General features: G+C 45.3%; 14 protein-coding genes and 1 riboswitch. Of the genes, 1 reads left to right on the top strand and 13 read right to left on the bottom strand.

Annotated elements, in window-relative coordinates:
• Positions 1–97 precede the first annotated feature (97 nt).
• The 9 genes from grdB to ACTNA4_RS03660 form a co-directional block, all read right to left on the bottom strand.
• Entirely contained in the window at positions 98–1,411 is a 1,314-nt protein-coding gene (gene grdB, locus ACTNA4_RS03620; protein WP_441028567.1) for a glycine reductase complex selenoprotein B, read from the bottom strand.
• Positions 1,412–1,430: 19 nt separating this feature from the next.
• Positions 1,431–2,711 carry a glycine/sarcosine/betaine reductase component B subunit gene (locus tag ACTNA4_RS03625; RefSeq protein ID WP_427805868.1) on the bottom strand — a complete coding sequence of 427 codons (1,281 nt, stop codon included), beginning with the start codon at positions 2,709–2,711 and terminating at the stop codon, positions 1,431–1,433.
• Positions 2,712–2,787: 76 nt separating this feature from the next.
• Positions 2,788–3,174: a GrdX family protein gene (locus tag ACTNA4_RS03630; protein ID WP_427805869.1), complete on the bottom strand. Its 387-nt coding sequence runs from the start codon at positions 3,172–3,174 to the stop codon at positions 2,788–2,790.
• Positions 3,175–3,378: 204 nt separating this feature from the next.
• A riboswitch (glycine riboswitch) is annotated at positions 3,379–3,502 on the bottom strand.
• Positions 3,503–3,673: 171 nt separating this feature from the next.
• Positions 3,674–5,035: an alanine/glycine:cation symporter family protein gene (locus ACTNA4_RS03635; RefSeq protein WP_427820386.1), complete on the bottom strand. Its 1,362-nt coding sequence runs from the start codon at positions 5,033–5,035 to the stop codon at positions 3,674–3,676.
• 294 nt (positions 5,036–5,329) lie between these two features.
• Positions 5,330–6,763: an adenylosuccinate lyase gene (gene purB / locus ACTNA4_RS03640; RefSeq protein ID WP_441015731.1), complete on the bottom strand. Its 1,434-nt coding sequence runs from the start codon at positions 6,761–6,763 to the stop codon at positions 5,330–5,332.
• 59 nt (positions 6,764–6,822) lie between these two features.
• On the bottom strand, positions 6,823–8,253 hold the full coding sequence (gene purF, locus ACTNA4_RS03645) for an amidophosphoribosyltransferase (RefSeq protein ID WP_427805771.1): 1,431 nt from the start codon (positions 8,251–8,253) through the stop codon (positions 6,823–6,825).
• A gap of 99 nt (positions 8,254–8,352) precedes the next feature.
• Positions 8,353–9,114, bottom strand: a complete 762-nt coding sequence (locus ACTNA4_RS03650; RefSeq protein ID WP_441028569.1) for a hypothetical protein — start codon at positions 9,112–9,114, stop codon at positions 8,353–8,355.
• Positions 9,089–10,372: a DUF5716 family protein gene (locus ACTNA4_RS03655; RefSeq protein WP_427805773.1), complete on the bottom strand. Its 1,284-nt coding sequence runs from the start codon at positions 10,370–10,372 to the stop codon at positions 9,089–9,091. The genes ACTNA4_RS03650 and ACTNA4_RS03655 overlap by 26 nt, the downstream gene beginning before the upstream one ends.
• Before the next feature lie 66 nt (positions 10,373–10,438).
• Complete coding sequence (locus tag ACTNA4_RS03660) at positions 10,439–13,723, bottom strand: DUF5717 family protein (protein ID WP_441028571.1); 3,285 nt, start codon at positions 13,721–13,723, stop codon at positions 10,439–10,441.
• A gap of 124 nt (positions 13,724–13,847) precedes the next feature.
• On the opposite strand from ACTNA4_RS03660, the gene ACTNA4_RS03665 reads away from it, so the two are divergent.
• On the top strand, positions 13,848–14,981 hold the full coding sequence (locus ACTNA4_RS03665; protein ID WP_441028573.1) for a pyridoxal phosphate-dependent aminotransferase: 1,134 nt from the start codon (positions 13,848–13,850) through the stop codon (positions 14,979–14,981).
• A gap of 257 nt (positions 14,982–15,238) precedes the next feature.
• Here the strand turns inward: ACTNA4_RS03665 and ACTNA4_RS03670 are convergent, their stop codons facing one another.
• From ACTNA4_RS03670 to ACTNA4_RS03685, 4 genes are all read right to left on the bottom strand, one after another.
• Positions 15,239–15,583, bottom strand: a complete 345-nt coding sequence (locus ACTNA4_RS03670) for a cupin domain-containing protein (protein WP_427805871.1) — start codon at positions 15,581–15,583, stop codon at positions 15,239–15,241.
• A 17-nt stretch (positions 15,584–15,600) separates the two neighbouring features.
• A complete protein-coding gene (gene carB, locus ACTNA4_RS03675; protein ID WP_441028575.1) occupies positions 15,601–18,801 on the bottom strand; it encodes a carbamoyl-phosphate synthase large subunit in 3,201 nt (1,066 codons plus the stop codon).
• Entirely contained in the window at positions 18,801–19,871 is a 1,071-nt protein-coding gene (locus ACTNA4_RS03680; RefSeq protein ID WP_441015722.1) for a carbamoyl phosphate synthase small subunit, read from the bottom strand. The genes carB and ACTNA4_RS03680 overlap by 1 nt, the downstream gene beginning before the upstream one ends.
• Before the next feature lie 178 nt (positions 19,872–20,049).
• On the bottom strand, positions 20,050–21,168 hold the full coding sequence (locus tag ACTNA4_RS03685; RefSeq protein WP_441028577.1) for an aldo/keto reductase: 1,119 nt from the start codon (positions 21,166–21,168) through the stop codon (positions 20,050–20,052).
• Positions 21,169–21,460: the final 292 nt, after the last annotated feature.

Genomic DNA, 21,460 nt, shown 5'->3' on the forward strand with positions numbered 1-21,460 from the left:
ACTAAGTTATCGCGATTACATCCCATCTATTTACATTATACCACACAATTTTAAATCATACTAGTATTTTGCAAATATTTTTTCTTAACAATTATGCTTATTTGTCAAAGATTGTCTGATCTTCAACTTCTGTTGTCAAAGCATTTAATGCTTTCATAACAAGGTCTTTACGAAGTGCATATTCTTCATCTTTATCCAGAGCCGGATTTCCAAGTGGATGAGGAATAGCAATTGTAGGAACGATTCTGTTAGCTCCAACTGTCATAGAGATTGGAGTTACAGTACACATATGAACTACCGGAAGTCCTGCTGCTTCAATAGCTTTTACCATCGTTGCACCGCAACGTGTACAGGTACCTCAAGTAGAGGTCATGATAACTGCATCTACGCCGTCAGCGATCAGTTTCTGAGCATATTCGTCAGCGAAAGCTTTAGCAGAAGCAACTGCAGTACCATTACCAACTGTTGTGTAGAACTTGTTGTGTAATTTTCCGATAACGCCTTCTTTTTCAAGTTCGCGGAGTACGTCAACAGGAAGTACACGGTCAGCATCTTCATTAGCGTATACCGGATCGTATCCGCCATGAGCTGTCTCGTATGTCTCTTCTGTCAGATCCATAACACCTGTGATATCGTATTCGCCATAGTGAGAAGCATTTGAACTTTCGATATGGTCCGGATTTCCCTTCGGTACGATACCGCCTGATGTACACAGAGCGATTGTAGCTTTGCTGAGGTCTTTAACAGCCGGGTTCGGAGCAACTCTGTCGAATGTCGGCATCGGATACTCTGTTTCGTACGGTTTTCCAGCAAGTTTCTTAAGAAGCATTTCAACTGCTCTCTGAGATCCACGTTTCTTCTCGAAGAAGTTTACACGGATTCCGTTCGGCATATAGCCTTCTTCGCAGGAAGCACCGATCTTTTCGCCTTTAGCAAGTTTCAGAGCGAGTGGAGCAAGTTTGCCAACCGCATCTCTCATACCAGCTGCGCTGTTCTTTGTAGAAACCATATATACTTTGTTTTTGAACATATCAGCGCCCGGGTTCTCAACATACATACCGGTCACTGCAGGAATTCCAAGTTCTTCCTGAACTGCATCTGCGATGGTACCGCAGGCTACACCGTAACGTCCAGCGTTGAAAGCTGGTCCAGCTACGAATACATCCGGAGCCTGTTCTTTAACCCATCCAAGGATATCAGCTTTTGCTTTTTCAAGATTTTCATTGAAGTAAGAGTCACCGCAAACGATCGTAGCAACGATTTCTGCTTCCTCTCCAAATTTCTGTGCAAGTGCCATACCTGGTCCTACTACTTCGCCAACACGAAGTTCAGCCGGGTAATCAGCTTTTTCTTCTCCACCGATATTAGCGAAGAACTGATTGATATAATGTACAACTCTAAGTTTACTCATTGTTTTACGTCCTCCCTTCCTATCGTGCGCTTAAGTAGTTGAAACCTGTTTCGTTTGTAGCGCCTGTGATAGCCTGAATTTCAACTTCGATTGTTCCGTCTTCACGAAGTGAATGTTCGTTACCACCAGCGATTGTGTTTACATAATCCAGAGTTCCGATTACTTTGTCAAGCTTCGGAAGTACGATAACCTGGTTAGCATTTCCGCCGGTTACTACTGCATCTGCAGCTGGATCAGCATCAGCAAGTGACTGAGATTTTCCATCACGTCCAGCATATTCGTCTGTGATGATTACAGTCTTAACGCCTTCAGCTTCGATCTTCTTGGTGTTCATAATAAGGTCAGTATCCGGGTTACCGAAACCTTCCTGAGATACGATAACTGCATCCAGATCAAGGAAACGGCACATCTTAGCTGTCCAGTCAGAAGAACGCATCTTGTCAGCAAGGTATACGTTTTCGTTTGTAAGGATCTGGCATACAAAGTTGATAGTTTTTCCGTGCTGCTCGAACAAGTCATGAACTACCGGGTTGTTCTCATGTACATAAGTTGGGTTCTTATCACATGCAGATACACAGTTACCAGATACAATAGCTCCGTCCATAACTTCTGTCGGATTCATGATTGTAGAGAGTGTCTTCTTTGCGTCAACACCGTATACATAGGTGTCATGAAGAAGTCCCTGGCTCTGTAACATCTGAACATAAGCTACTCTCGGCAGGTTCGGGAATTTTTCTTTTCCTTCCATCACGCCGTATGTTTCATAAACTTTTGTCTCATCCGGTGTAAGTTCACGAGCAAGTTCACCAAGGTAAACAGCTACTCTGAATCCTGCAAGACGAACAGCTTTTTCATAGTCATGCTGTTTGATTCCTTCAACAGGTTCACATACAACTACAAAGTTGTTCAGTTTAGAGAATGGTGTGTAATCAGCACCCGGGCCTGTCATATCGATGATACCTTCCTGGAAACCAACGATCTTACCAGCTGTAACAACAGCCATGCCTTTCAGTGCATATGTCTTACCGCTTCCTACTGTATCAACCTTCGCGATAACACCCGGGAAGACTCCTCCTCTTCCTTCAACCTTAACACGTGGTTCGATAACGTCTTTAACCGGCGTAATACGTACGCTTTCGCCCGGTCTGGCAATATCAAATTTTACGCTTTTGATCTTCTCGTCTTCGAGAACGATTTCTTTTACAGCTTCTTCGGATACATAAAGAACTCCGTCTTCAATTTTGGACTCAGCTGCGAACTGAATGTCCTTGATGAAAATGTGACCCATTTCTAATCTTATCACTGTAAATTCCCTCCTTTAAAAAATTTGTTTACTATATGCCCCAAAAGTACTTTCGTACTTCTATAGCCTTTGTTTATGTCCAGCATTCAGCGGACGGTAACGCGCTTTCCAGCAGCGTGCAGTCAATCAATCTGAAATCATCATACACTTCCGGTTTGTACTTGTCCGACTTGAATTGGAATTTGCCGCATGCATGGATTGCATTCTCTATGATTTCCATAGATCGCATATCTAATTCACCGGGTTTCATAGAAATCATCACTGATTTGTATGGTGTCTCGTTCGGTTTTACACTTCCCGAAAGAGGATGTGTAAGAAGCTTATGTCCGAGATACACTCTGTCACGAACTTTTCTCAAAGTATCTTCATAGGAAAGATCCTCATATTCAACATGGTAATTCTCACCAAGTTTTTCCTTTACCAGAGTGTTGTTCGTAATAATTAGAAATCCGTCGTTCATTGTCTTCACCTTTCAGTAATAAATGTTGATTAATCAGTTTCCGAATCATCACTGTCGGAGCCGTACCTGACGGTACACAGCGAACGGTTCTGTTTACAGCACCCGGACAAAATGCTTTTAAAAAAGGACGACACAAACATTTTACTGCTTTGTCGTCCTTCTGTTTCCTGCTTCTATCCACAAACTGCCTGGATTCAGAGTGTAGTACCTTTCCTGTTCCTTTTGCCTGAAAGTTTCACCTTGTCAAGATCAGCTTACATTATCCGACATCCGGTTTGCATCTTCGGCGACTGCTGTTATGTACGCAATTCTCTCACAGGAAATATCTGCCTACTATTCAGTTAACTGCATTAAACTTGATATCGTTCATATATTAACGATACTCTTTTTAACAAAGTCAGTATAACACATCTAAAATTAAAATGCTAGTCTCTTTTATAGATTTTTACACTTTTTATTATAGATTTTTTCAATAAATATATTCCGTTACATATTGGAATTATTTGCTTGTCTTCTTTTGCTTTGGCAGGAAATTATGATAGTAATCGTTATATACTTCCTTAATTGTTCCCGTCAATGCCAATAGAGCTATAATGTTAGGAAGAACCATCAAACTGTTGAAGCAGTCTGCCATATTCCAAACGAGTTCCACTTCCTGAAGAGAACCAAATACTACGCATACACAAACAAGTACTGAATAAATCTTAACTGCTTTTCCGCCAAACAGGTATCTGATATTTGCTTCTCCGAAGAAATACCATCCGATAATGGTAGAGAATGCGAAGAACAACATACAGATTGCAATAAAGATTTCACCAAACTTACCGTATAATGTAGAGAAAGCATACTGGCTAAGTTCAGCACCGGTCTTTCCGGTTGCTCTGGAACCGGTTGTGATAATAACGAGTGCTGTCAGGTTCAGGATTACGAATGTATCAATAAATACACCTGCCATAGCTACGAATCCCTGTTCAACCGGATGATTTACTTTCGCAACAGCGTGAGCGTGCGGGGTAGAACCCATACCAGCTTCGTTAGAGAAAAGACCTCTGGCAACACCTTTTGTGATTGCAAGTTTGATCGTTGCACCAAGTGCACCACCGGCAACTGCTGAAGGATTGAAAGCGCCAACTACGATGTCCTTGAATGCTCCAGGAATTGCTGTAAAGTTAGCAAAAATAACAATCAGAGAACCGATAATATAGAACGCTGCCATAATCGGAACGATCGTCTCTGTAACTTTCGCAATACGTTTCATACCACCTGTAAATACGAACAGAGAAGCGATTGCAATGATAACACCCATAACGATCTTCGGAATTCCGAAAGCGGTGTTCCATGATGCTGCAATGGAGTTCGCCTGAACTGCATTTCCCATAAAGCCAAGCGCCAAGATGATCAGGACTGCAAATATAGCTGCAAATACTTTTCCGAACGTTCCCTTAAATGCTGCACGGATGTAATAAACAGGACCACCTGTAACTGTTCCGTCTTCTCCGACCTGTTTATACTTCTGAGCCATGCAAGCCTCACCGAAGATCGTTGCCATTCCGAGGAATGCACTGATCCACATCCAGAAGATCGCTCCAGGACCACCAACTGCGATTGCAGTTGCGGCACCGGCGATATTACCTGTACCTACCTGAGCTGCGATTGCGGTTGCAAGAGCCTGAAAAGATGACATACCGTCCTTGCCTGCATCACCTTTTTTGGAAAACAATCCTCCGAATGTTCTCCTCATACTTTCGCCAAAACCTCTCACCTGAATAAACCCTAATTTGAACGAGAACCAGATACCAGCTCCCACAAGGGCAATCAGAAGAACCGATCCAGTCAATAAATCATTGACTTTCAAAACCATGCTGTTAAATACTTCGTACACAACATACCCTCCTTTTTTGTCTCATAGATATTTTTTATGAATATCATTTGTTATATCTATAATATCGTATTTGTCTAATTTATTCAAGTTTTTTTGTTCAAAACAATCATTTTTGTGCATATTGTCTTTTTGCAAAATGTTAAAATTGTCATATAATCCAACAAAAATGCCAAACCGCCCATTTTACGCGGTTTGGCACATTACGATTTTATTATAGATTTTTTCTATTTCTTAATTTTCGTCAATATATCCAAACTTTTAACAATCTGACCACTATACATTGATTTCGGCTTTGACTCCAAGAAGTTCTTTATTCTCTTCCAGAATAGGCGCAATTACATTTTTCAGGAATGCATCCACCTGTTCAGGAGAACGTCCTACATATTTAGAAGGATCCATGGTCTTCTGAAGGTCTTCAAGGCTCAGGTTGAACGCATCGTCCTGCGCAATCAGTTCCAGAAGATTGTTGTCCAGTCCTTTTTCTTTCACATTACGCCCTGCTTCCATAGAAAGCTCACGGATTCTTTCATGAAGTTCCTGACGGTCTCCACCGGCTTTTACTGCATCCATCATAATATTCTCTGTAGCCATAAACGGGAGCTCAGACATCAGACGTTTTTCAATAACTTTCGGATATACAACCAGTCCATCCACAACATTCAGGCAAAGATCCAGAATACCGTCGATCGCAAGGAAGCCTTCCGGAACGCTGAGACGTTTATTTGCAGAATCATCCAGTGTTCTTTCAAACCATTGTGTGGCAGAAGTAATCGCAGGATTCAGTGCATCAACCATCACATATCTTGACAAAGATGCGATTCGTTCACTTCTCATCGGATTTCTCTTGTATGCCATTGCGGAAGAACCGATCTGTGTCTTCTCAAACGGCTCTTCTACCTCTTTCAAATGCTGAAGGAGACGGATGTCATTGGAGAATTTATGTGCACTTGCTGCGATTCCGGCAAGGACATTCATTACCCGGGTATCAACTTTACGGGAATAAGTCTGTCCGGATACGGGATAGCATGCCTCGAATCCCATCTTCTGGGCGATCATCGGATCAATCTTATCGATCTTCTCCTGATCTCCCTCGAACAGCTCCAGAAAACTTGCCTGGGTTCCGGTCGTTCCTTTTGATCCGAGAAGCTTCAGGCTTCCGAGAACATAGTCAAGATCAGCAAGATCCATGGTGAATTCCTGCATCCAGAGTGTTGCTCTCTTTCCCACCGTGGTCGGCTGCGCCGGCTGAAAATGAGTAAATGCAAGTGTCGGCAGACTCTTATACTGATCCGCAAATCTGGAGAGCTCGTCAATTACATTTACCAGTTTCTTTTTCACAAGCTTCAAAGCTTCTGACATAATGATGATATCGGTATTATCGCCGACATAGCAGGAAGTAGCTCCAAGATGAATGATTCCTTTTGCTTTCGGGCATTGCTGTCCATATGCATACACATGTGACATAACGTCATGGCGCACGATTTTTTCTCTTTCCTTGGCCACTTCGTAATTAATGTCATCCGCGTGGCTCTTCAGCTCTTCAATCTGTTCGTCCGTAATATTAAGTCCCAGTTCTTTTTCTGTCTCAGCCAGAGCGATCCACAGCTTTCTCCAGGTTCTGAACTTCATATCCGGAGAAAAAATATACTGCATCTCCTTACTTGCATACCGCTCGGAAAGCGGACTTTGATATCTGTCGTATCCCATAGTTTCTTCCTCTCTTATCATATACTTTTCATATTTGAATGCATTCGGGAATAAATCAATTATTCTTCAAACGCATGTGAAACATCTTTTCCCGGCACTTCCATCGGATAGCTGCCGGTAAAGCAGGCATCACAGTATGACAGATCGCCTACCATATCTTTCAATTTCGCAATTTCCATATAACCAAGTGAATCGGCCCCAATCATTTCACGAATCTGCTCGGTTGTATGCGAATGTGCGATCAGCTGTTCATTCGAAGGCACATCGGTTCCAAAATAGCACGGATACAAAAACGGCGGAGAACTGATCCTCACATGAACTTCCTTTGCGCCGGCTTTTTTCAGCATTTTGATAATATTTGCGCAGGTTGTCCCACGCACGATGGAATCATCCACCATAACGATCCGCTTTCCGCGCACCACTTCTTCAATTACATTCAGCTTGATCTTAACGCTGGATTCTCTCTGACTCTGCTTCGGTTTAATGAACGTTCTGCCCACATAGCTGTTTTTATGGAATGCCATTCCGTAGGGAATTCCCGACTGTTCGGAATACCCCTTTGCAGCAACAAGTCCCGAATCCGGAACACCTACCACAAGATCCGCCTCAACCGGATACGATTCAGCCAGCGCTTTCCCGGCAATGATACGGGAATGGTAAACGTTGACATTATCGATCGTGCTGTCCATTCTTGCAAAATAGATGTATTCAAAAATACATCTCGCCTGTTTCTCCGGTGCGATCGCCATACTCTTATCCGAAGTAACTCCATTTTTCGTAAAGCTCACGATTTCTCCCGGCTCTACATCGCGCACAAACTCTGCCCCCACAGCAGCCAGTGCACAGCTTTCTGAAGCAAGGAACCACGTATTATCACGTTTTCCGATACAAAGCGGTTTGAATCCGAACGGATCTCTTGCCCCGATCATCTTACGGGGACTGGAGACCACCAGCGCATACGCACCTTTAATCTTCCCCATGGCATTCTTCACCGCCATCTCGGCATTCGGTGTCTTCAGACGTTCTCTTGCAATATGATATGCGATCACTTCGGAATCGATCGTTGTCTGAAAAATAGCTCCCGTATATTCCAGTTCATGCCGGAGTTCCACCGCATTCGTCAGATTCCCGTTATGCGCGATTGCAAGAGTTCCTTTCACATAATTAATGACAAGCGGCTGCGCATTCTCAGCTCTTGTACCGCCTGCCGTAGAATACCTTACATGGCCTACCCCAAGATTCCCCTTCAGGCCTTCCAGGCATTCTTCATCAAAAACCTCATTGACCAACCCAAGCCCTTTTTTGAAGAGCACTTTCCGCTTTCCATACGTATCGGTCACTGCAATACCGCAGCTCTCCTGTCCACGGTGCTGCAAAGCAAATAGCCCATAATACACCGACGGCGCGACATCTCCACCATCCATATCGTAAGCTCCAAACACACCGCACTCTTCGCCTAATCCTGTCTCAACTCTTTCAAGTCTGCTCATTGGTCTGTCTCTCCTGTTCAATTGAATGTAGTCAATTTTTCATATTAATTCTTATTACAAAGAGAGTATAATACACCGAATATAGAAAATCAATCTTTTTTACCCTCTTCTGTATTCTCTCTTCCACTCTTCCAGAAGCTCCGGCGATGCCTTTAACGAAATTTTTTCCTTTTCCCTGGCAATTTTTTCTGCAAGTTTATTATCCACTTCAAGGAAAATCTGGTTTCCTGAGATCATTTTCTGATACTCGTCCACCGGCATATACCGGTAGCAGGCATAGACATATCCTTCCAGCATCCGGCTGTCTTCACATATCTTATATGCCTTCTCGTACATCCTGGCGGATTCCTCGTAAAGAAACGCTCTTCCATATGCACTCGCAAGACAGGCATATACTCTTCCATAAAAACGTTTGTCCACGCTGTCATCCCGCTCACTGTTCACGATCGACATATAGACAAGAATCGCGGACTCCAACTCTCCACTTTCCATAAGTGTGTCAGCCTTGTATTTCTGGCGTTCCACTTCTTTCTGGTTTTTCAACTTTTCGAGCACATTCTGAATATGAGCCAGTTCGCCCTGAGTATATATCTTGGCATCGTTCAGGACATACAGTACAAACTGCTCCACAGAAACATGATTTTTCAACATTTCCATCAAAGACTCCGCCAACGAAACCAATTCCAGTTCATCCCGGATCCAGCGGCAAAGCTGTTCGTTGATAATCGTATAATCAATCAGATACAGGTTATTACAGAGGTAATAGCACAGCTCTTCAATTGTATAAATCCGCTTGTGGATACGGGTTATTTCATATGGATGCTTCGCGCGTTTTTTATGACAAAGAATTAAACTGCCCATTGCTTCCTCCTAATTCAATCACTTTTTCCGTAAAAAATCCCGTCGGCGGGAAGAATTCTCCGAATCCCACATCCTCAAATGTTATGTGGCAGGTCCGTTCATCGGTGAACATCGTGCGTATCCGAAGCCGCAAGGCATAATTCTTACGTTCCGGAAGCCCTTCCAGTGAAACCGTCTCCACACGGAGCTTTCCCGTTACCAGAGATTCGATATGAATCTCGATATCCTGATTATCCTCCAACAGCACCTCACACTGCCGGTCCGATTCATACCAGTGTGATCCCCACGCAACCAGTGGATACCACCCTTCTTCTCCCCGGCTGCGCATTTTCAGACAGATCTGTTCCGTCATCTTCGTCTCATCCAGGTAGACTGGTCCGTCGATCAGATCCATACTGCGCTGCATCGCCGTATAGCATGCACCTTTGCTGTAGAGATTGTTTCCCATAAAGGCTCTTCGTCCGTTGCAGAGAACTCTCAGCGAATTCGGATACCAGTTATTCTCAAACCCGTCACCGGTCAGGAAGACGGAGGAAACCACTTTCTTATCAAACACGCTTTGAATAAAGCTTTTGAAATGTTCATCTGCTGCTTTCGCCTTATCCACATTTAAAACCGGATACACGGATTCCAGCTCTTCCATCTGCGCTTCAGCCACTTTATCGACCGTCACAAAGCTTTCCTTTCCTTTCCGGTAACCGGTCTTCAGCTCCCGAAGCATAAAAGCACGTATCACATCCTGATCACAATAGAAAAGTGCCGATTCATACTGCCATAGTTCCTTGGGCTGGTTAAACATATAATGGCAGAAACTTTCTTTATAATCCTGAACGTAAATATTTTCCTTCATAACACCCAGTTTCTGCCCGATTCCTTTCATTAAATAACGAATATCCTCGCTCATCTCCGGTACAGTAAAAGTGATACTTTCTATCTTTTCAAAAGACTGCAGCGTCTGCCGTATAAATTCTGCCAGAAGCCATACCGCTTCAAACTCTTCTCCCGCAATCTGAAGCCGTTCCTTTTTCAGTGCTTTCTCCCAGATATCGGTAACCTGCACACTCCCGCGTACACTGCCCATTCTTTTCGCATTTTTTCCATATGTCCACACTTCTTTATAATATGTCATTGCCAGCGGGATCTGATGATTCTCCGACCCGGTATCCAGTGTATCCGGTTCCTGCGTTTCTTCATTCAGAAAACTGATCTGGCAAATCTTCGAATTAATATCGTATCCTATGATACTTCCATGTGACATGAAGTATTCCTCCTTAAATTATCCGTAAGCATCGTGGGGCAAAAGACCTTAACTCCGTAATTTCATTTAATAAGCGACGAAAATGTCTTCCGCCAGCGCCAGTTCCGCAGCATATTCGGTCATGGCGATCTGCAATGCGTCTTCTTTCAATCCGACCATATCATTCAGCCTTCCGTAACGGCCGATCGGCTTCACCTGCTTTGGTTCATAGACATGTTTCTCCGTTACCGTAACTTCTCCATTTCCGGTTTCAGTAAAATAATACCGGAGCGATTCGTCTCCAAAGAGAATCCAGGTCTTAATATAAGTATCTTCATATGCAGGCGTTAATGCTTCCTGCTGATAATTCAGACTGTCGTTGCCATCTTTCCTGATCTGATAAGATACCGTCACTTTGCTGCCCGGTTTCGCATGATATTCGATCATCGTCTTGTCATAAAGCTGTACTTCTCTCAGCCAGGTTTCGGGATAGTTCAAATAGAATGAAAAGAAAACCTGCTTTTCACACATTTCTCTCAGAAACTCTCTCAGCATCGGCTCCAGTTCCTTGTGCACTTCCCGGCTGGAATAGTATTTCAGAAGAGCGATCTTACAGATGTCGGCCAGTTCCTCTTCCTTCCGGTATTCATTTGCAATAATTGTAAAAACGCATCCTTTTACCTGACGCCCGCATACCACATACTCGCGCGATACATAGGCCAGATATGCCTGTTTCAGGCGGAAATAGGTGCGGCCCTCATAATAATCCGCAAAAATTTCTTCTTCTCCGAACATCATTTCAGAGAAAAGCATCTGCGTGATGATACGCTCTGACAGTTTATAAGTGGTAATATCGTAATCTCTCGCCTTATGCCACAATTTCTTCATATCTTCCGTAGCGCCGCAATAGTATTCGGAAAGATACGTCAGTGTCACTTTATCATACTGATCTCGTTTAAAGAGTTCAAAGCATACATAACTCAGGAAATCGTCTTCCTCATATCCTTCTTCCCGGATCCGCATACTGCAGAGGCGGAAAATATCCGCTTCCTCAAACGCATCTATTCCATATTCACGGATACTCTTCCAGTTTAATTCTTCCTGTTCTCTCTTGTATCCACCATCGCCGTTTTCAAGCTGGTATTTGCGGAAAATTCCCATATAACGGCTTTCATAAAACAGCCGGATTGTATCATAGGGAATCGAATCCACATAATGCCTTCCTTCCTTGGACTCCCACACGATCCGAGAGTCTTTACTGTATAAGTAAACGATCGTTCCGGCAGGATTATAGGCCACTCTCTGTCCAATCGTCCCATCCGGTTCCAGAACCAGGATATACGCCATATTCTTCATAGGCGTTTTTACTTCGTAAGCATGACAGATATCGTACATCGCCTTCATCCGTTCCGGTGTCATATCACGCTCGGTGCAGCAGCGTTTGTAAATGATCCGCAGCGCCTCATTGATTCTCCGCTGTTCCAGCTGCTCCCACGCAAAACGCTCCATCTGTTCACGATACGCTGCATACAATGGTCCTGTCTCATCCTGATAGGAAATCATATTCGCATACAGTACCGCCGCTTTTTTATAATTCAGATTATTTCCATGCATAAAATACAGATATACCGATTTCGGAAATTCTTTTTTGAGATGATCATCGTCGATCGTCATCATATAATACTCATACAGCTGCGCAATCTTAAGATCGGCTTCGACTGCTTTTTCATACCATTCAAAGCAATCCGGAGTCGTTCTGTTTCCGCGGATGAGCAATGTACAAATTGCAGTGAGAATCATGGTATCCGGATACATCGCATACACTTTTCGAAGGACCCGATCCAGATTCTTGTCGTAATTTCTCTGCTGCGTCGCAAGATTTGCCATATAAAACGCAATGTCCTTGGTGAGTAATTTATATTTCACAGCGAAATTCAGGATCTGCACCTCAAAAGAGCCGAGCTTCTTCAGCGAAGTCGGATGTTCCAGGAAACAGCGGTATGCCTGCCAGTAAAGGATGATCTGATTCGCTCCGTTATAGTAGTGTCGTTCCAGAACGTGGAGTCTCTTGCTGTAATTCTTATATTCCGGATCGATCTCGACCAGCATACAGACAAGCTGCCATGATCTAGGCCGCTTCATATATGCTTTATTCAGTTCTTCCACCACTCGATTTACATGGCTTCCTGTCTTGCGGATCAAGGCTGTAAGATACAGGTAATATGCAGAAACGATTGCATCCTTTCCAATCCCGAAACGACTGTAATTATAGTCGTCCAGAATATCATTTGCCTCGCTGACCTCTCCGCAGAGCAGGTGCATATGTGCATCGATCAGCGGATACACATCGCCTTCGCCCGTGTAGATATCCAGCTTCGAGAGCTTCTCTCTCGTATGTTCCGCCCATTCTTTTACCGGAATTCTTCCCGACATGCTGGCGAGAAACTCCTTCATCACCTCTGCAAAGATCATATCCGCATCTCTGTGGTCTTCCGCATGATCCTTGTGATCCGCCACCATGATCTCATAGGTCAGTGATTCATACGGACTCTCAAACACGATCTTTCCGTAATTGTTCCCGGCATGGGTCTTCTCCGGATGGATGATATAGCTGAAATCATACAGATTTCCGACAAAATCATCTGTCGAAAAATTGTCTCTTGCGATCTGGATAAACTTCCCGTCCACATGGACTCTCACCGGCATATATCCCCAAGTATTCTTTGTAAAATGAATGATCTCTTTCGTCGCTTCCTTCAGGTTACGGAACGTTCTCTGAGTCCTTCCCATTGTCAGGAAAATGCACTCTTTCTGCTTGATTCCCACCAGAAACTCTTCCATTGCCTGTTCGCCCAGCGACCATTTTCGCATATTATCATAAAGGGCGCGGATCCGCGGCTCTTCATACTTAATCACTTCATAGAAATCTCTGGAACGGAACAGTCTCTGAGCCTCTGTAAAATCCTGAAGTGCCAGTTTCTTAAAATCACGGGTATTCTGCACCTTTCCATAAGAAGTCATGATATATGGTTTCTCTATAATCACAGTGTATGTTACTTCAAATTCTCCGCCACTGCACACGATCGTAAATTTCCCTGATTCTACATGTCCCGGCTTCAGTCCCTTCCCGTCATATGTGAACCAGATTTCTACCGGATTCCCCTCAAATCCCTGTTCATCAAGATGTACACGAAAAGAAGAAGGATATACAAGTCCTCTGATATCTCCTTCTTTCCTGTTCTTCAGGGTAAAGCATCCGCGATACACTTCACCTTCTCCAATTGTCAGTACGAGATTCGTCTCCGGAAGTACAACATCCGGTCTGGCCATGCCAAAATCTCCCTTGGAAAATCGTTTAATTTTATTCTTCATGCTAAGCCACCTACTTCTTGCATTGCATTTTTTCAAAAAGGCATTATAATGAATTATAACATTATTCGACTTATCAGGCAACGCAAATCTGAAAAAACGTACTTCAGAAAAGGAGAACTATATTATGAATACAAAACCACAATTTCACGGCAGCGATCTGGAAGCGGTCGAGGCCTATTACCACATACCAAAAGAGCAGATCGTAAGCTTTGGAGCAAATGTCAACCCACTCGGACTTTCTTCCTACGTAAAAGAACAGCTCGCCGCGAATCTGGATGTCCTGTCCTCATACCCTGACCGGAATTACACCGAACTAAAGACTGCGATCAGCCAATATCTTGGCACACACGGTTCCTGTGATGCCAAAACTCCATCTCCGGAACATATCATCGTCGGAAATGGCTCCACGGAACTCATTTCACTTCTCATTCAGACTAGACGCCCCAAAAAAGCGCTGCTTCTCGGCCCTACCTATTCCGAATACAGCCGAGAGCTTACCCTTACAGAAAGCACTCTTTCCTATTATAATTTAAAAGAAGAACTGGATTTCCATCTGGATATTCCGGATTTTTGCCGTACGATCCGGGAAAATGACTACGATCTTGTCATCATCTGCAACCCGAATAATCCGACCTCCTCCGCCCTCAGCAAGGAAGAGATTCGCACCATACTGGAAACTTGCCGCAGTGCCGGAAGCTTTCTCATGATCGATGAAACCTATGTCGAATTTGCTCCCGACATCAGTGAGATCACCGCCATGCAGCTCGTCCCGGACTATCCCGAACTAATGGTTCTGCGCGGCGTCTCCAAATTCTTTGCAGCCCCCGGACTGCGCCTGGGCTACGGTGCCACAAGCAACCACGATTTTCTCTCATCCCTGATCCAGATGCAGAACCCATGGAGCCTTAGCAGCATCGGCGCACTCGCCGGCAGGCTCATGCTCACCGACGAATCCTATATTTCCAGAACCCGCTCCCTGATCCTTAGCGAACGCGCCCGCATGCTGGAAACATTGGCAGGCAACAGCCACCTGAAAACCTACCCGGCCTACGCCAATTTCATCCTGGTCCGCCTGCTCACCCCCGGCCTCACCTCCCAGGAAGCCTTCGATCACCTCATCCGCCAGGGCCTCATGATACGCGACTGTTCCGCCTTCGAACAGCTCAAAGGCGAATACATCCGCTTCTGCATCATGTCTCCCCAGGATAACATCCGACTCCTGAATGAACTGAACAACTATACACATACTTTAAAATGAAAGCTAAAATGATTCGCGCCTCCCAAAGGCGTCAAATCATTTTAATCCAATCAGTAGATCTTAGTCGACTCCCTCCCGTCTTGCCCCTACGAATTCCCGTCTTAAATCCCCAGGCCCCGGAGGAGACACAGGGATTGTATTGCGACTAGAACGAACAAAAAAAGGCAGACTGTCCGCCCAAAAGGGCGAACAGCCTGCCGAATTTTGTCCGTTCTCCGGAGTGAGAAATCCCTGTGTCTCCTCCGGGGCCGTCCGATTTAAACAAACAAAATCAATGCAATAATCACCATATCTTCATCACCGGTATTCAGCAGCCCATGTCCGCTTCCATCTTTGCAGAAGGTTACGTCCCCTGTCTCCACCGGGTATTTTTCCCCATTATCTGTATAGACTCCGGATCCCTTTACGATATAGTAAGTCTCTGTCTCTCCGTGATGCTCATGGTATCCGATTTCGCATCCCGGTTTGAGAGTCACCTGTCCGAACAGCTTGCAGTACTCTCCCATTTCTTCTTTGCCAAGCAGCACTTCTTTCAGGATATAGCCTGCTCCTCCGGACATGTTTTCAATTTTGAGCGTCTCTCTTTCATTTGCTTTTGTCATCATTCTCACCTGCACTTTTATTTAATCTTCGCGATATCGATCAACGTAAGTTGCCGGATATCGGTATTTTCCAAACTGGTTACAAGCGCGTTTGCGGTATCCATCGCGGTAAGGACGTTGACACCGGTCTCGATCGCATTTCTACGGATCAGGAATCCGTCTCTGGAGCGATCTGCTCCCTGCGGAGGTGTATCAATAACCAGATCGATCTGATGTCCCAGGATCAGATCCATCAGGTTCGGAGATTCCTGCTCGATTTTCTTGATTGCGATTGCCTTGACGCCATGCTCATTCAGATAATCTGCGGTTCCTCTTGTTGCGAAAATGCGGTAGCCCAGTGCACGGAATCTGCGTCCGATCTCCACTGCCTCCGGTTTATCATCATCACGTACTGTCATGATCATATTCTTATATTTCGGAAGGTTGACACCTGCACCGAGGAATGCTTTATAAAGTGCTTCATTAAATGTCTTTGCAATACCAAGACACTCACCGGTGGACTTCATTTCCGGTCCGAGGCTGATGTCCGCGCCGCGGATCTTCTCAAAGGAGAATACCGGCATCTTGATCGCGATATAGTCCGCTTCTTTCTGAAGCCCCGGAGTATAGCCGAGTTCTTTGAGCTTGTGTCCGATGATCACCTGGGTTGCAAGCGGTACGATCGGAATACCCGTCACCTTACTGATATACGGCACCGTACGGCTGGAACGAGGATTGACCTCAATAACATAGACTTCTTCGCCGCATACGATGAACTGAATGTTGATCATACCGATCACATGCAGCGCTTTGGCAAGTCGTTTTGTATATTCTTCAATTTTGCGTTTTGTCACTTCGGAAATGCTCTGTGCCGGGTAAACCGAAATACTGTCGCCGGAATGGATTCCTGCACGTTCAATATGTTCCATGATTCCCGGAATCAGGATATCCTCGCCGTCGCAGACCGCATCGACCTCGATCTCTTTTCCCTGGAGATATTTATCTACCAGGATCGGGTGATCCTGCGCGATCCGGTTGATGATACCGATGAATTCGTCGATATCGTGATCGTTGATTGCAATCTGCATGCCCTGTCCGCCAAGCACGTAGGAAGGACGAACCAATACCGGATAACCGAGACGATTTGCGACCTCTTTTGCTTCCTCTGCGGTAAATACGGTGTCTCCCTTCGGGCGCGGGATGTTGCACTGTGCCAGGATCTCGTCAAAGAGTTCTCTGTCTTCCGCGGCGTCTACATCTTCCGCAGCGGTTCCGAGGATCGGGACTCCCATCTTCATCAGGGATTCGGTCAGTTTGATCGCCGTCTGGCCACCGAACTGCACCACGGCTCCGTCCGGTTTTTCCAGATCCACAATACTCTCCACATCTTCCGGTGTGAGCGGTTCAAAATACAATTTATCTGCGATATCGAAGTCGGTACTTACCGTCTCCGGATTGTTATTTACAATAATCGTCTCATAGCCTTCTTTTGCAAATGCCCAGGTACAATGTACAGAACAGAAGTCAAATTCGATTCCCTGTCCGATTCGGATCGGTCCGGAACCAAGTACCAGAACTTTCTTCTTGCCGCTGGTCTCTTCCACTTCATTCTGACTGCCGTATACGGAATAGTAATACGGTGTCTCTGCCGCGAATTCTGCCGCACAGGTATCGACCATCTTATAGGCTGCAACGATTCCGTTTTCATGGCGCATGTCATGGATCTGGCGCTCACTCTTTCCGGTCAGGCGCGCGATCACATTGTCCGGGAATTCGATTCGTTTTGCTTCTTTTAAAAGTTCCGGAGTAAGTTCCTGTGTCTTCAGTGCCTGTTCCATCTCTACCAGGATCGCGATCTTGTCGATAAACCATTTGTCGATCTTGGTGATGTTATGGATCTCATCGTAGCTGATTCCCTTGCGGATTGCTTCTGCAATCAGCCAGATACGACGATCATCTACGATCTCCAGTTTTTCCAGGATCTCCTCTCTGGAAAGTGCTGTGAAATCATAAGACATCAGACTATCCACATGCTGTTCCAGAGAACGGATTGCCTTCATCAGGGCTCCCTCAAAGTTATCACAGATACTCATGACCTCTCCGGTCGCCTTCATCTGTGTGGTAAGGGTTCTCTTCGCACTGATGAATTTATCAAACGGAAGTCTCGGCATCTTGACTACGCAGTAATCCAGCATCGGCTCGAAACTTGCGTAAGTCTTCTTTGTAACTGCATTTTTGATCTCATCCAGCGTATATCCCAGCGCGATCTTGGCCGCAACCTTCGCAATCGGATAACCGGTCGCCTTGGAAGCCAGCGCGGAAGAACGGCTTACACGCGGATTTACTTCGATTACACAGTATTCAAAAGTCTCCGGATGAAGCGCATACTGTACGTTACATCCGCCGGTGATGTTCAGCTCGCTGATGATGTTCAGCGCAGAGGTACGGAGCATCTGGTATTCTTTATCTCCCAGAGTCTGGGACGGAGCAACGACGATACTGTCTCCGGTATGAACACCCACCGGGTCAATATTTTCCATATTACATACGGTAATGCAGTTGCCTTTGCTGTCACGCATTACCTCATATTCGATTTCCTTCCATCCTGCGATGCAGCGCTCAACAAGCACCTGTCCGACACGGGAAAGTCTCAGTCCGTTCGCCAGGATCTCTTCCAGTTCCACCACATTGTGTGCGATACCGCCGCCGCTTCCGCCAAGGGTGTATGCCGGGCGGAGCACGACCGGATATCCGATCTTAGCCGCAAATGCAACACCGTCGTCCACATTCTCCACTACAAGAGAAGCTGCCACAGGCTCGCCGATCTTCTCCATAGTTGCCTTGAATTCCAGACGGTCTTCCGCCTTTTTGATCGTCTCTGCTGTGGTACCGATCAGACGGACATTATGCTCTTTTAAGAAACCTGCCTCTTCCAGCTCCATCGCAAGATTCAGTCCGGCCTGTCCGCCCAGTGTAGGCAGGACGCTGTCCGGCTGTTCCTTCAGGATCAGCTGCTCTACAACTTCCGTTGTCAGCGGTTCAATATACACACGATCCGCAATGTCTTTATCCGTCATGATGGTTGCCGGGTTTGAATTCAGAAGGACAACCTCCAGTCCCTCTTCTTTCAGAGAACGGCAGGCCTGCGTTCCCGCATAGTCAAATTCCGCGGCCTGTCCGATGATGATCGGACCGGAACCGATCACTAATACTTTCTTAATATCCTGATTTCTTGGCATTATTCTGTTCCTCCCATCATCTTCATGAATCTGTCAAACAAATAGCCGGAATCCTGCGGTCCCGGGCAGGCCTCCGGATGGAACTGCACCGTGAAAATGTTCTTACCGATATATGCCATTCCTTCATTCGTCTTGTCATTGACATTTTCAAATGCCGGAACTGCCACAGATGGATCCAGACTGTCCGCATCGACTGCATATCCGTGATTCTGTGACGAAATATAGACTCTTCCCGTCTCCAGATCCTTAACCGGATGATTTCCTCCGCGGTGTCCGTACTTTAATTTGTATGTTTTCGCACCATTAGCAAGCGCCATAAGCTGATGTCCCAGACAGATTGCGAAAATCGGAATATCGGAATTATATAATTTTTTAACTTCTTCAATAATGGAGGTGCAATCCGCCGGGTCTCCCGGTCCGTTTGATAACATAATTCCGTCCGGATTGCTGGAAATGATCTCAGCAGCCGTCGTGTGAGCCGGATAGACCGTCACTTCACAGCCACGCTGATTTAAAGACTTTGCGATATTATTCTTAGCCCCGAAGTCCATGAGAGCAACCTTCGGGCCGTTTCCTTCAATTACATATTTTTCACTGCAGGTCACTTTGGAGACGACATCCCCTACTTTGTACGCGTGCAGCTTCGGAATGATCTCTTCCAGATCGTAATTCTCATTGGTAGTGATCATGCCGTTCATCGTTCCCTTTTCACGGAGAATCTTCGTCAGTGCTCTGGTATCAACTCCTGCAATTCCCGGAATATCCTGTTCTTTCAGAAAATCCTGAATCGTTCCTTCACATCTGAAATTACTTGGCATTCTTGACAATTCTCTTACGATATAACCATCCGGCCACGCTTTTTTCGATTCCATATCCGGTGTGATCCCATAATTTCCAATCAATGGATATGTCATAACAACGGCCTGTCCGGCGTAAGAAGGGTCTGTAAGCACCTCTAAATATCCTGTCATTGAGGTATTAAATACTATCTCACTAATCATGTCTCTTGTCGACCCGATGCTCGTTCCTTCGAACACAGTTCCATCTTCTAAAATTAGAAACGCTTTCATATGTTCACCTTATCCCTTCATAGTATTTTACTTCATCAATCCTTAAAAGAAGGCACTCATGGAGTCTTTTCCTCAACCATGAGCGCCCACTTTCTCAAATTGTAAAAATTCTAACACATATGAGACCAGATTTCAACTACTAATTTACTTCTTCATCTGACTTATCGTTCTTATGTCCTTATTCCTCAATGTCCGGGAGTGCTGCGATCTCGGCAAGCCGCTCAACGATTGGAAGATGCTGTGTGCACTGTCTCTCACATTTTCTGCATCCGATGCATTCTGCCGCTTTCGCTTTCGGAATATCCCAATGATATGCAATTCTGGATGTAATTGCATCCTTCTTGCCGGTCAGTATGTACTGATTGTATGCATCCATCATCTTCGGAATTGGAATTTCCTTCGGGCATCCCTTACAGTAACTGCAGCCGGTACACAGGTTATTGAAAGAAAGACCTTCTGCCTCATACATGGCCGAGATTTCCTCTGCCGGACGTTCTTCCAGATTTTCGACTGCCTTCACAGCGTCATCCACATGTTCCTTCGTCGTGCATCCTGCCAGCGCAACCGTGATCTCCTTGTGGGAGGCCACAAACCGGAGCGCCGCCTGTGGAACCGTCAGATCCGTTCCCCTTGTCAGATAGGAAAAAGCATCCGGATTCTGCGGAATCAGACCGCCGCCGAGCGGATTCATGACAACCACACCCATTCCATTCTCATGAGCCGCTTTGATCCCGCTCTGGCGGAACCGGTAGTTGAGCGCATTGTAGCCGATCAGCATTCCCTTAAATTTCCCGGTCTCCACAACTTTCTCGATATCATTTCCCTGCATATGGGAAGAAAATACAATATTCCGGATCAGTCCCTCTGACTTCGCCTCTTCAAAGAAACCGTATAAAAGTTCCATGTGCTTCTCCCAGGACTCCAGGTTCAGCATGCACCACATATGATAGAAATCAATATAATCCGTCTTCAGCCGGTCTAAAGATGTCTCCAGTCTCCTCCGGAAATTATCCCGGCTTGCATCTTCGTTCAACGTTCCGAGATTTACCTTGGAAGTCACATACACGTCGCTTCGTTTCACCTGGGAAAGTGCGATTCCGGTAATGATCTCACTCTTGTCATGACAATAGGCAGGTGCCGTATCCCAGTAATTGATTCCCTTCTCAAATGCGTAGAGCGGAATCTCGGCACATTTTTCCAAACGTCCCGCCTTTACGTCCTCCTCATCGTACCGCATGGTTCCAAGCCCGACTGCCGAAACCTTCATATCCGTGTCTCCATACTGCTTATAATACATTTCTTGTTCCTCCTTTATGAATAATTCCAATAGATTATAAGTTTATCCAGAAGCGGTTCCTCCGTGCAGCACAGATAATCATAGATCATCGCCCGGGACGCGACCTGCTCCTCTTCCCACGATCAGACTCCAATCAAATATGATTCTCTTCCTTGAAATTGTATCATAACCGGATTTTTTTGATATTGGGGTCAAAACCATAAATAAATTTGCCCCTATTCCTATAGTACCTTGAAAAATTCATATTTTGTAGTATATCGCCGGACTTTTTGGGATATATGCTGGATATCCC

The organism is Bariatricus sp. HCP28S3_A7 (assembly GCF_052066375.1).
Classification (GTDB): Bacteria; Bacillota; Clostridia; order Lachnospirales; family Lachnospiraceae; genus Allocoprococcus.